We start from the raw sequence: 12,462 nt of genomic DNA, 5'->3' as shown, positions 1-12,462 counted from the left end.
GTCATACTCCGTTCTTCAAAGGCTACCGTCCACAGTTCTACTTCCGTACTACTGACGTGACCGGTACTATCGAACTGCCAGAAGGCGTTGAGATGGTAATGCCAGGCGACAACATCCAAATGGTTGTAACTCTGATTGCACCAATCGCGATGGACGAAGGTCTGCGCTTTGCAATCCGTGAAGGCGGCCGTACTGTTGGTGCGGGCGTTGTTGCTAAAATCGTCGAATAAGATTTGACGACGGACTAGCAAAAAGGGCATCATTTGATGCCCTTTTTCTGCGCCAAATCTTTGGATTGAACTTTTTTTCACCGATTTGCCGCAGTGAACATTGTTTTAGGGATAAGAAAATAGACGATCATATGAATCTAAAGCTATTTTCCTTGTTCTTTTACCTCGCTGACGCGAGGTTGTTGTCGTCTATGAAGTAGACTAGTTACAGGTAGAATGTATGAAAGCGAATGCTGAAGCCCAAACCGGGTCAATGGACGCCCTGAAATGGGTTGTGGTCTTTGCCTTATTGGCCGTAGCGGTAGTGGGAAATAGCCTGTACAGTGATATGTCTGTCGTGCTACGAGCTGCAGCTGTAGTTATGTTGGTTGCCGCCGCTGGTGGTGTTGCCGCACTAACTGCCAAAGGTAAAGCAGCGATCAACTTTGCACGTGAATCGCGTATGGAAGTGCGTAAAGTGGTATGGCCTACTCGCCAGGAAACTTTGCAGACCACTCTCATCGTTCTGGCTGTCACTGTCGTCATGGCGCTCATCCTGTGGGGCATCGACGGAATCATGGTCCGTCTGGTCCGCCTATTCACTGGCGTGTGAGGTTAACTACATGAGCGAAGCTCCAAAAAAACGTTGGTATGTTGTTCAGGCTTTCTCTGGCTTTGAAGGCCGTGTAGCGAAGTCGCTGAAAGAACATATCAAAATGCACGAGATGGAAGACTTCTTTGGTGAGGTACTGGTACCGACCGAGGAAGTAGTTGAAATGCGCGCAGGTCAGCGTCGCAAGAGCGAGCGTAAGTTCTTCCCAGGTTATGTTTTGGTTCAGATGCTGATGAACGATGAGTCATGGCACCTGGTGCGTAGCGTACCACGTGTAATGGGCTTCATCGGCGGTACACCAGATCGCCCAGCGCCGATTTCTGATAAAGAAGCGGACGCTATCTTGAACCGTCTGGAGAAAGCGAGCGAATCGCCAGTACACAAAACTGTGTATGAAGCGGGTGAAGTTATCCGTGTTACTGAAGGCCCATTTGCGGACTTCAACGGTGTGGTAGAAGAAGTCGATTACGAAAAGAGCCGCTTGAAGGTATCTGTCTCTATCTTCGGCCGTGCAACACCGGTAGAACTGGAATTCAGCCAAGTAGAAAAATCCTGATCATTTTTTGCTCGGTAACAGTTGCGAGGGGCGCGAAATTTGAATACAATTTCGCGCCCTTTTGTTAAACGGGGAGTCTGCTTGTCGAAAGTAGACGTTTGAACCCAAATTTAGGTATTTAGTAATGGCTAAAAAAGTAGAAGCTTACATCAAGCTGCAAGTTGCAGCTGGTATGGCTAACCCAAGTCCACCAGTTGGTCCAGCTCTGGGTCAGCACGGCGTGAACATCATGGAATTCTGTAAAGCGTTCAACGCACGTACAGAATCTCTAGAGAAAGGTCTGCCAACTCCAGTAGTTATCTCTGTATACAGCGACCGTTCTTTCACTTTCGAAATGAAGACTCCACCTGCAGCAATTCTGCTGAAGAAAGCAGCAGGTATTAAGTCTGGTTCAGGCCGTCCTAACACTGAGAAAGTTGGTACTGTTACCGACGCTCAGATCCAGGAAATCGCTGAAACTAAAGCGAAAGACATGACTGGTGCAGACATTGAAGCGATGAAACGCTCAATCGCTGGTACCGCTCGTTCAATGGGTCTGGTAGTAGAGGGTTAAGACAATGGCAAAACTGACTAAGCGCATGCGCGTAATCCGCGAGAAAGTTGATGTGACTCGTGAGTACGACATCAACGAAGCTGTTGCTCTTCTGAAAGAACTGGCTACTGCTAAATTCGTTGAAAGTGTAGACGTTGCTGTTAACCTGGGCATCGATGCACGTAAATCAGACCAAAACGTTCGTGGCGCAACTGTACTGCCACACGGTACTGGCCGTGACATCCGCGTAGCGGTATTCACTCAAGGTGCGAACGCTGACGCTGCTAAAGAAGCGGGTGCTGACATCGTTGGTATGGAAGACCTGGCTGAGCAAGTTAAGAAAGGCGAAATGAACTTCGACGTAGTTATCGCATCTCCAGATGCAATGCGCGTTGTAGGTCAACTGGGTACTATCCTGGGTCCTCGCGGTCTGATGCCAAACCCGAAAGTTGGTACTGTAACTCCTAACGTTGCTGAAGCAGTTAAGAACGCTAAAGCTGGTCAGGTTCGTTACCGTAACGACAAGAACGGTATCATCCACACCACCATCGGTAAGGTTGACTTCGACGCTGACAAGCTGAAAGGTAACCTGGAAGCTCTGCTGGTAGCTCTGAAGAAAGCTAAGCCTTCTTCAGCGAAAGGCGCTTTCATCAAGAAAGTAAGCATCTCTACCACTATGGGTGCAGGTGTTGCGGTTGACCAGAACACTCTGGACGCACAAGCAAACTAATTGCCTGAAGCGATGAGTTGCTGTATAATTCGTCGCTTCAAATTTATGGCTAAGTTCGGCTTGCCGAACTTCGTCCAAGACCGTAGGCGTCTTACATAAGTAAGACTTAATCGTTACCTACGTAGACGGTGCCAGGAACATGATAGATATATTTCTTTCTTGGATCTGCGCCGTAATTACTCTCCTGCTGTGAAGCAGCGAGTGGTGTAAAAACAATCCAGGAGCAAATCCAAATGGCATTAAATCTTCAAGACAAAAAAGCAATTGTTGCTGAAGTCAACGAAGCTGCCAGCGGTGCCCTGTCTGCAGTTGTAGCTGATTCTCGCGGCGTAACAGTTGGCGCGATGACTTCTCTTCGTAAACAAGCGCGTGAAGCGGGTGTTTACATGAAAGTTGTTCGTAACACACTGGCTCGTCGTGCAGTAGACGGTACTGACTACGAATGTCTGAAAGACATTTTTGTTGGTCCTACACTGATTGCGTTCTCTACTGAGCACCCAGGTGCTGCAGCGCGTCTTTTCAAAGACTTCGCGAAAGAGAACAAAGATTTCGAGATCAAAGCTGCTGCATTCGAAGGCGCGCTGACTAACGCTGACGTACTGGCAACGCTGCCAACTTACGACGAAGCTATCGCACGTCTGATGATGTGCATGAAAGAAGCGTCTGCTGGCAAGCTGGTTCGCACTATCGCGGCTGTTCGCGATCAGAAAGAAGCTGCGTAATTCGCATTGCTTTTTACTGGTTGCTATTTAAACTAATTGTTGACTTTAAAGAGAATTGTTATGTCTATCACTAACGAGCAAATCCTAGACGCAGTTGCAGAAATGTCTGTAATGCAAGTTGTTGAACTGATCGAAGCTATGGAAGAGAAGTTCGGTGTTTCTGCTGCTGCAGCAGTTGTTGCTGGCGGCGCTGCTGCTGGTGAAGCTGCAGAAGAGCAAACTGAATTCGACGTAATCCTGACTGCTGCTGGTGCAAACAAAGTTGCAGTAATCAAAGCAGTTCGCGGCGCGACTGGTCTGGGCCTGAAAGAAGCGAAAGCAGTTGTTGACGGCGCTCCAGCACCTCTGAAAGAAGCTGTTTCTAAAGAAGAAGCAGAAGCTCTGAAGAAAGATCTGGAAGAAGCTGGTGCTTCTGTTGAAGTTAAGTAATTATTGCTTAGCTTCTTAGCCTGAAAAGGCTAATGGCTGGTGGCTAAATAGCCACCGGCCTTTTTGCGCTGTAGGGCAGTGGTGAATTTTGCACCCCGTTTAGTCACTGCTGACCATGCAAATACATCGGAATTAACCCTCTGATGTTCCTACAGTAAACGGTGGTTATTAGTTACTGTCCCTCAGTCTGGACAGTTTGGGTCACTTATCAGCGAGCTGAGGAACCCTATGGTTTACTCTTATACCGAGAAAAAGCGTATCCGTAAGGATTTTGGTAAGCGTCCTCAAGTTCTGGACGTGCCATACTTGCTGTCGATCCAGCTTGATTCTTTTGAAAAGTTTATCGAGCAGGATCCAGAAGGGCAATACGGTCTTGAAGCTGCCTTTCGCTCTGTCTTTCCGATTCAGAGCTACAACGGCAATTCCGAGCTGCAATACGTTAGCTATCGTCTCGGTGAGCCAGTTTTCGATGTTAAAGAATGTCAGATCCGTGGCGTAACTTACTCTGCACCACTGCGCGTTAAACTGCGCCTGGTGATGTTTGACAAAGATGCACCTGCTGGCACCGTAAAAGACATCAAAGAGCAAGAAGTCTACATGGGTGAAATTCCACTCATGACGGACAATGGTACCTTTGTTATTAACGGTACTGAGAGGGTTATCGTATCCCAGCTGCATCGTAGCCCGGGCGTCTTCTTCGACAGCGATAAGGGTAAAACCCATTCCTCAGGTAAAGTGCTGTATAACGCGCGTATCATTCCATACCGTGGTTCATGGTTGGACTTTGAATTCGATCCTAAGGACCTGCTGTACGTACGTATTGACCGTCGTCGTAAGCTGCCTGCATCGATCATCCTGCGTGCGTTGGAATACACCACCGACCAGATCTTGGACATGTTCTTCGAGAAAGTTGTTTTCGAAGTTCAGGGCAAGTCACTGGTGATGGAATTGGTACCTGATCGTCTTCGTGGTGAAACTGCGAGCTTCGATATTGAAGCTGACGGTAAGGTATACATCGAGCAAGGTCGCCGCATCACTGCGCGCCACATTCGCCAGCTCGAAAAAGACGGCGTGAAACAAATTGAAGTCCCTGTTGAGTACATCGTGGGTAAAGTTGCTGCACGTGACTACATCAACGAGGAAACCGGTGAGATCATCGCGGGTGCTAACCAAGAGCTGAGCCTGGAAACTCTGGCGCTTTTGTCTCAGGCTGGCCACAAGAAGATCGAAACCCTGTTCACCAACGACCTGGATCACGGCCCGTACATGTCTGATACCCTGCGTATCGACAGCACGACTGACCGTCTGACCGCGTTGGTTGAAATCTACCGCATGATGCGTCCTGGTGAGCCACCAACGCGTGAAGCAGCAGAACAGCTGTTCGAAAGCCTGTTCTTCTCAGAAGATCGTTACGATCTGTCTGCGGTAGGCCGCATGAAGTTCAACAGCTCCCTGACTCGTGAAGAAATGACCGGTCCGGGCGTACTGAGCCACGATGACATCATTGAAGTGATGCGCAAGCTGATCGATATCCGTAACGGTATCGGTGAGGTGGACGATATCGACCACCTGGGCAACCGTCGTATCCGCTCTGTTGGTGAAATGGCTGAGAACCAGTTCCGTGTAGGTCTGGTGCGTGTTGAGCGTGCGGTTAAAGAGCGTCTGAGCCTTGGCGATCTCGACAACGTGATGCCACAGGATCTGATCAACGCTAAGCCTATTTCTGCGGCAGTTAAAGAGTTCTTTGGCTCTTCTCAGCTGTCACAGTTTATGGACCAGAACAACCCGCTGTCAGAAGTCACGCACAAGCGTCGTATTTCTGCACTGGGTCCAGGCGGTCTGACGCGTGAACGCGCAGGCTTTGAAGTTCGAGACGTACACGCAACCCACTACGGTCGCCTATGTCCTATCGAAACGCCTGAAGGTCCAAACATCGGTCTGATCAACTCGCTTTCAGCGTTTGCGCGTACTAACCCGTACGGCTTCCTGGAAACGCCTTACCGTAAAGTTGTTGACGGTAAAGTGTCCGATGACATCGACTACCTATCTGCGATTGAAGAAGGTCAGTTCGTTATCGCGCAGGCAAACGCCGCGCTGAATGAAGACGGCTCTTTCACAGATGAATTGATCACTGCTCGTCAGAAAGGTGAATCAGGTCTGCACCCACGTGACCATGTTCAGTACATGGACGTTGCAACCAACCAGGTTGTATCGGTGGCGGCATCTCTGATCCCGTTCCTTGAGCACGACGATGCTAACCGTGCACTTATGGGTGCGAACATGCAACGTCAGGCAGTACCAACGCTGCGCGCTGATAAGCCGCTGGTAGGTACTGGTATTGAACGTGCAGTAGCGGTTGACTCGGGCGTAACAGCTGTTGCGAAACGCGGCGGTATGGTTCAGTCCGTAGACGCATCACGCATCGTTATTAAGGTTAATGAAGATGAGCTGGTACCAGGCGAAGCAGGTATCGACATCTACAACCTGACGAAGTACACCCGTTCTAACCAGAACACCTGTATCAACCAGCGTCCATGTGTGATGCCAGGCGAGCCTGTGCAGCGCGGTGACGTACTGGCAGACGGTCCTTCGACTGATCTGGGTGAGCTGGCACTTGGCCAGAACATGCGTATCGCGTTCATGCCTTGGAACGGTTACAACTTCGAGGACTCCATCCTTGTATCTGAGCGCGTAGTACAGGAAGACCGCCTGACTACCATCCACATCCAGGAACTCCAGTGTGTGGCGCGTGATACTAAACTGGGTAGCGAAGAAATTACTGCTGACATCCCTAACGTGGGTGAAGCTGCGCTGTCTAAGCTGGACGAATCTGGTGTTGTATACATCGGTGCGGAAGTGAAAGGCGGCGACATTCTGGTCGGTAAAGTGACGCCTAAAGGCGAAACTCAGCTAACTCCAGAAGAAAAACTGCTACGTGCAATCTTCGGTGAGAAAGCGTCTGACGTAAAAGACTCTTCTCTGCGTGTTCCTAACGGCGTATCTGGTACGGTTATCGACGTACAAGTATTTACCCGTGATGGTGTAGAGAAAGACAAGCGTGCGCTTGAAATCGAAGAAATGCAGCTGAAAGAAGCCAAGAAAGACCTGACAGAAGAGTTCTCTATTCTGGAAGGTGGTCTGGTAGCACGTGTTCGTGGCGTACTGGCAAATGCTGGTTACAGCCAAGACAAACTGGCGAACATGGATCGCCAGGCGATGCTTTCTCAGACTCTTGACGACGAAGCACTGCAAACTCAGCTGGAGCAACTGGCTGAGCAGTACGACGAACTGAAAGCTGACTTCGATAAGAAGTTCGACACCAAACGCCGTAAGATCACTCAGGGTGACGATCTGGCACCAGGCGTCCTTAAGATTGTTAAGGTGTACCTGGCTGTTAAACGTCGCATCCAGCCTGGTGATAAGATGGCGGGTCGTCACGGTAACAAGGGTGTTATCTCTAAGATCAACCCTGTTGAAGACATGCCGTATGACGAAACTGGTGAGCCAGTAGATATCGTACTGAACCCACTGGGTGTACCGTCTCGTATGAACATCGGTCAGATCCTTGAAACCCACCTTGGCCTGGCGGCGAAAGGTATCGGTAACAAGATCAATAAGATGATCAAAGAGCAGCAAGAACTGGCGAAATTCCGTGAGTTCCTGCAGAAGGTTTACGATCTGGGTGACACGCGTCAGAAAGTGGATATCAGTACGCTGACTGACGAAGAAGTGCATACGCTGATCAAGAACCTGCGAAGCGGTCTGCCAATCGCAACCCCTGTGTTCGATGGTGCACCAGAGCCGGCAATCAAAGAACTGTTGAAACTGGGTGACCTGCCAGAATCTGGTCAGCTGAACCTGTTCGACGGTCGTACTGGTGAGAAGTTTGAGCGTCCTGTAACTGTTGGTTACATGTACATGCTGAAACTGAACCACTTGGTTGACGATAAGATGCACGCCCGTTCTACCGGTTCTTACAGCCTTGTTACTCAGCAACCGCTGGGTGGTAAAGCTCAGTTCGGTGGTCAGCGTTTCGGTGAGATGGAAGTGTGGGCGCTGGAAGCATACGGCGCAGCATACACCCTGCAGGAAATGCTGACTGTTAAGTCGGATGACGTGAACGGTCGTACGAAGATGTATAAGAACATCGTCGACGGCGATCACCGCATGGAACCGGGTATGCCGGAATCTTTCAACGTACTGCTGAAAGAAATCCGCTCGTTGGGTATCAACATCGAGCTGGAAGACGAATAAGCCCAGGCTTGTTTGCACTTCCCAGCGTAAAACGAGATGCAGCAATAAGGCTGCATCTCAAATACAAAGGGAATTTCCGGTATCAATATGAAAGTGCAGAGTGTCTGCACTTTTATGGGTCAACTCCTCACAGGAGCCGAATGTGAAAGACTTACTTAAGTTTCTGAAAGCACAGCACAAGACCGAAGAATTTGATGCAATCAAAATCGGTCTTGCTTCACCAGACATGATCCGTTCATGGTCTTTCGGTGAAGTGAAAAAGCCAGAAACCATTAACTACCGTACCTTTAAGCCTGAGCGTGACGGTCTGTTCTGTGCACGTATCTTTGGCCCGGTAAAAGACTACGAATGTCTTTGTGGTAAATACAAGCGCCTGAAGCACCGTGGCGTGATCTGTGAAAAATGTGGTGTTGAAGTTACTCAGACCAAAGTACGTCGTGAACGTATGGGTCACATTGAGCTGGCTTCACCTGTTGCCCACATCTGGTTCCTGAAATCACTGCCTAGCCGTATCGGTTTGCTGATGGACATGCCTCTGCGTGACATCGAGCGTGTTCTGTACTTCGAATCATACGTTGTGATCGAACCAGGCATGACCGATCTTGAGCGTAGCCAAATGCTGTCTGAAGAACAGTATCTGGACGCGCTGGAGCAATGGGGTGATGAATTCGACGCTCGTATGGGTGCCGAAGCAGTGAAAGCCCTGCTGGCGAACATGGACCTGGCAGCTGAAGCTGAACTGATGCGCGAAGAGCTGGAAGAAACCAACTCTGAAACCAAGCGCAAGAAAATCACCAAGCGCCTGAAGCTTGTTGAAGCATTCCTGCAGTCTGGAAACAATCCTGAGTGGATGATCCTGACTGTTCTTCCAGTACTGCCGCCGGATCTGCGTCCGCTGGTACCACTGGATGGCGGTCGTTTCGCGACATCAGATCTGAACGATCTGTACCGTCGTGTTATCAACCGTAACAACCGTCTGAAGCGCCTGCTGGATCTGGCTGCACCTGACATCATCGTACGTAACGAAAAACGTATGCTGCAAGAGTCAGTTGACGCCCTGCTGGACAACGGTCGCCGTGGTCGTGCCATTACTGGTTCGAACAAGCGTCCTCTGAAGTCTCTGGCTGACATGATCAAAGGTAAGCAAGGTCGTTTCCGTCAGAACCTGCTTGGTAAGCGTGTAGACTACTCTGGTCGTTCGGTAATCACCGTTGGTCCATACCTGCGTCTGCACCAGTGTGGTCTTCCTAAGAAGATGGCACTTGAGCTGTTCAAACCATTTATCTACGGCAAGCTGGAAGCTCGTGGTCTGGCGACCACCATCAAAGCGGCTAAGAAGATGGTAGAGCGCGAAGAAGCGGTCGTTTGGGATATTCTGGATGAAGTTATCCGTGAACACCCAGTACTGCTGAACCGTGCACCGACACTTCACCGTCTGGGTATCCAGGCGTTTGAACCAGTGCTCATTGAAGGTAAAGCAATCCAACTGCACCCACTCGTTTGTGCGGCATACAACGCCGACTTCGATGGTGACCAGATGGCTGTTCACGTACCTCTGACACTGGAAGCACAGCTAGAAGCGCGTGCTCTGATGATGTCGACCAACAACATCCTGTCTCCTGCGTCCGGTGATCCAATCATCGTACCTTCTCAGGACGTTGTATTGGGTCTGTACTACATGACCCGTGAGAAAGTTAACGCGAAAGGTGAAGCACTTTACCTGTCTGGTCCTGCGGAAGCTGAAAAAGCATACCGTACTGGCAGTGCAGAACTGCATGCGCGCGTTAAGGTTCGTATCAAAGAAGTGCTGTTCGACGAAATGGGTAACCGCTCTGAGAAAATTGAGCTGGTGGACACCACTGTCGGTCGTGCAATGCTGTGGCAAATCGTGCCTGAAGGCCTGCCATACAGCATCGTTAACCAGGCGCTGGGCAAGAAGCAAATCTCTGCTCTGCTGAACACCTGTTACCGTGCACTGGGTCTGAAAGATACCGTTATCTTCGCTGACCAAATTATGTACACCGGTTTCGCTTACGCGGCACTGTCTGGTGTATCTGTTGGTATCGACGACATGGTTATCCCACAGGCGAAATACGACCTGATCGAAGCGGCAGAAGCTGAAGTTGCTGAGATCCAGGAGCAGTTCCAGTCTGGTCTGGTTACTGCTGGCGAACGTTACAACAAAGTTATCGATATCTGGGCTGCAGCGAACGAACAAGTTGCTAAAGCGATGATGGATAACCTGTCTTTCGACACCGTGATTAACCGTGATGGTGAAGAAGAAGAGCAGAAGTCGTTCAACAGCGTATACATGATGGCCGACTCAGGTGCTCGTGGTTCTGCTGCACAGATTCGTCAGTTGGCGGGTATGCGTGGTCTGATGGCGAAACCAGATGGCTCGATCATCGAAACGCCAATCACCGCAAACTTCCGTGAAGGTCTGAACGTACTCCAGTACTTCATCTCGACGCACGGTGCACGTAAAGGTCTGGCGGATACCGCACTGAAGACTGCGAACTCCGGTTACCTGACCCGTCGTCTGGTAGACGTAGCTCAAGACGTTGTGGTCACTGAAACTGACTGTGGTACCTCAGAAGGTATCAACATGATGGCAGTTATCGAAGGTGGTGACGTTAAAGAAGCACTGCGTGAGCGTGTTCTGGGCCGTGTGGTAGCAGAAGACGTACTCAAGCCAGGTACTGATGAAGTACTGGCTCCACGCAACACCCTGCTTGATGAGAAGTGGTGTGACATCCTGGAGCAAAACTCTGTTGACCAGGTGAAAGTGCGTTCTGTCGTAACCTGTGAAACTGACTTCGGTTGTTGTGCAAACTGTTACGGTCGCGACCTGGCTCGTGGTCACATTGTTAACCACGGCGAGTCTGTTGGTGTTATCGCGGCACAGTCAATCGGTGAACCAGGTACCCAGCTGACGATGCGTACGTTCCACATCGGTGGTGCGGCATCTCGTGCGGCAGCGGAAAGCAGCATCCAGGTGAAGAACAACGGTTCTATGCACCTGCACAATGCGAAGTTCGTTACTAACAACGCTGGCAAGCTGGTGATCACTTCACGTGCATCCGAGCTGACTATCGTTGATGAGTTCGGCCGTACCAAGGAAAGCTACAAGCTGCCTTACGGTTGTGTACTGAGCAAGCTGGATGGCGATGCAGTTAACGCGGGCGAAACCGTGGCGAACTGGGATCCGCACACCATGCCGATCATCACTGAAGTAGAAGGTCGTATCGAGTTTGTTGACATGATTGACGGTGTAACCGTTCAACGTCAAACGGACGAACTGACCGGTCTGTCTTCAATGGTTATTCTGGACGCTGCAGAGCGTACGTCAGCGGGTAAAGACATGCGTCCTACCGTTCGACTGCTTGATGCATCTGGTAACGCTGTGATGATCCCGGGTACTGACATGCCTGCACAATACTTCCTACCTGGTAAAGCAATTGTCCAGCTGGAAGACGGTGCAAACGTAGGTGTGGGTGATACTCTGTCTCGTATTCCTCAGGAATCTGGCGGTACGAAAGATATCACCGGTGGTCTGCCACGCGTTGCGGACCTGTTCGAAGCTCGTAAGCCTAAAGAGCCTGCAATTCTGGCAGAGATCACGGGTGCAGTTTCCTTCGGTAAAGAAACCAAAGGTAAACGCCGCCTGATCATCACGCCAACTGACGGTTCTCCATACGAAGAGATGATTCCTAAGTGGCGTCAGCTGAACGTATTTGAAGGTGAGAAGGTTGAGAAAGGTGACGTCATCGCCGATGGTCCAGAATCTCCACACGACATTCTGCGTCTTCGTGGCGTGCGTGCAGTAACTGAGTACATCACTAACGAAGTACAAGACGTTTACCGTCTGCAGGGCGTTAAGATTAACGATAAGCACATCGAGACTATCGTTCGTCAGATGCTGCGCAAAGTAACTATCCTGTCTTCAGGCGACTCTGAGTTCCTGGAAGGCGAGCAGGTAGAATACTCTCGCGTAACTATTGCGAACCGTATGCTGGAAGCGGAAGGCAAACAGCCTGCAAGCTTCGAGCGCGATCTGCTGGGTATCACCAAAGCGTCTCTGGCAACTGAATCGTTCATCTCTGCGGCATCGTTCCAGGAAACGACCCGCGTACTGACCGAAGCAGCTGTATCTGGCAAGCGCGACGAACTGCGCGGCCTGAAAGAGAACGTAATCGTTGGTCGTCTGATCCCTGCGGGTACCGGTTTTGCTTACCACAAGTCGCGCCAAGCGCGTCGCAACGTGGTAGAAGAGCCAGTAGCTCCGCAAATCGATGCTGAACAGGCATCTCAGGATCTGGCAGCACTGCTGAACGCAGGTCTGAGCGACGAGAACTAATCTCGCGTCATGACTGATAAAAGGCATCCTTCGGGGTGCCTTTTTTATTGCCTGATTTTC

General features: G+C 50.3%; 9 protein-coding genes. All 9 read left to right on the top strand.

All coding sequences use genetic code 11. The features are described 5' to 3' along the window. On the top strand, positions 1-230 hold a 230-nt coding region (locus GCE9029_RS24635), incomplete at its 5' end, for an EF-Tu C-terminal domain-related protein (RefSeq protein WP_497463375.1). Positions 231-450: 220 nt separating this feature from the next. Beyond that, positions 451-822 carry a preprotein translocase subunit SecE gene (gene secE, locus GCE9029_RS24630; RefSeq protein ID WP_062667870.1) on the top strand — a complete coding sequence of 124 codons (372 nt, stop codon included), beginning with the start codon at positions 451-453 and terminating at the stop codon, positions 820-822. Between the two features lie 10 nt (positions 823-832). Continuing rightward, complete coding sequence (nusG, locus tag GCE9029_RS24625; RefSeq protein ID WP_002542046.1) at positions 833-1,378, top strand: transcription termination/antitermination protein NusG; 546 nt, start codon at positions 833-835, stop codon at positions 1,376-1,378. Positions 1,379-1,502: 124 nt separating this feature from the next. Then, positions 1,503-1,931 carry a 50S ribosomal protein L11 gene (gene rplK, locus GCE9029_RS24620; protein ID WP_002542045.1) on the top strand — a complete coding sequence of 143 codons (429 nt, stop codon included), beginning with the start codon at positions 1,503-1,505 and terminating at the stop codon, positions 1,929-1,931. Between the two features lie 4 nt (positions 1,932-1,935). Next, positions 1,936-2,640, top strand: a complete 705-nt coding sequence (rplA, locus tag GCE9029_RS24615) for a 50S ribosomal protein L1 (protein WP_062667868.1) — start codon at positions 1,936-1,938, stop codon at positions 2,638-2,640. Between the two features lie 233 nt (positions 2,641-2,873). After that, complete coding sequence (rplJ, locus tag GCE9029_RS24610) at positions 2,874-3,362, top strand: 50S ribosomal protein L10 (protein ID WP_002542041.1); 489 nt, start codon at positions 2,874-2,876, stop codon at positions 3,360-3,362. A 60-nt stretch (positions 3,363-3,422) separates the two neighbouring features. Then, positions 3,423-3,791, top strand: coding sequence for a 50S ribosomal protein L7/L12 (rplL, locus tag GCE9029_RS24605; RefSeq protein WP_002542039.1), 369 nt, complete (start codon positions 3,423-3,425; stop codon positions 3,789-3,791). 228 nt (positions 3,792-4,019) lie between these two features. Then, entirely contained in the window at positions 4,020-8,045 is a 4,026-nt protein-coding gene (gene rpoB, locus GCE9029_RS24600; RefSeq protein WP_002542037.1) for a DNA-directed RNA polymerase subunit beta, read from the top strand. Positions 8,046-8,187: 142 nt separating this feature from the next. Continuing rightward, positions 8,188-12,402, top strand: a complete 4,215-nt coding sequence (gene rpoC, locus GCE9029_RS24595) for a DNA-directed RNA polymerase subunit beta' (RefSeq protein ID WP_062667866.1) — start codon at positions 8,188-8,190, stop codon at positions 12,400-12,402. Positions 12,403-12,462: the final 60 nt, after the last annotated feature.

The organism is Grimontia celer (assembly GCF_900055185.1).
Lineage (GTDB): Bacteria > Pseudomonadota > Gammaproteobacteria > Enterobacterales > Vibrionaceae > Enterovibrio > Enterovibrio celer.
Note: the sequence above shows the minus strand (reverse complement) of the source record. Positions and strands in the feature narration are given on the sequence as shown.

What these genes read in the sequence shown, in the direction of transcription:
- rplL (WP_002542039.1), top strand. Translation starts at nt 3,423, where the DNA reads ATGTCTATCACTAACGAGCAAATCCTAGACGCAGTTGCAGAAATGTCT.
- nusG (WP_002542046.1), top strand. Translation starts at nt 833, where the DNA reads ATGAGCGAAGCTCCAAAAAAACGTTGGTATGTTGTTCAGGCTTTCTCT.
- rplK (WP_002542045.1), top strand. Translation starts at nt 1,503, where the DNA reads ATGGCTAAAAAAGTAGAAGCTTACATCAAGCTGCAAGTTGCAGCTGGT.
- rplJ (WP_002542041.1), top strand. Translation starts at nt 2,874, where the DNA reads ATGGCATTAAATCTTCAAGACAAAAAAGCAATTGTTGCTGAAGTCAAC.
- secE (WP_062667870.1), top strand. Translation starts at nt 451, where the DNA reads ATGAAAGCGAATGCTGAAGCCCAAACCGGGTCAATGGACGCCCTGAAA.
- rpoB (WP_002542037.1), top strand. Translation starts at nt 4,020, where the DNA reads ATGGTTTACTCTTATACCGAGAAAAAGCGTATCCGTAAGGATTTTGGT.
- rplA (WP_062667868.1), top strand. Translation starts at nt 1,936, where the DNA reads ATGGCAAAACTGACTAAGCGCATGCGCGTAATCCGCGAGAAAGTTGAT.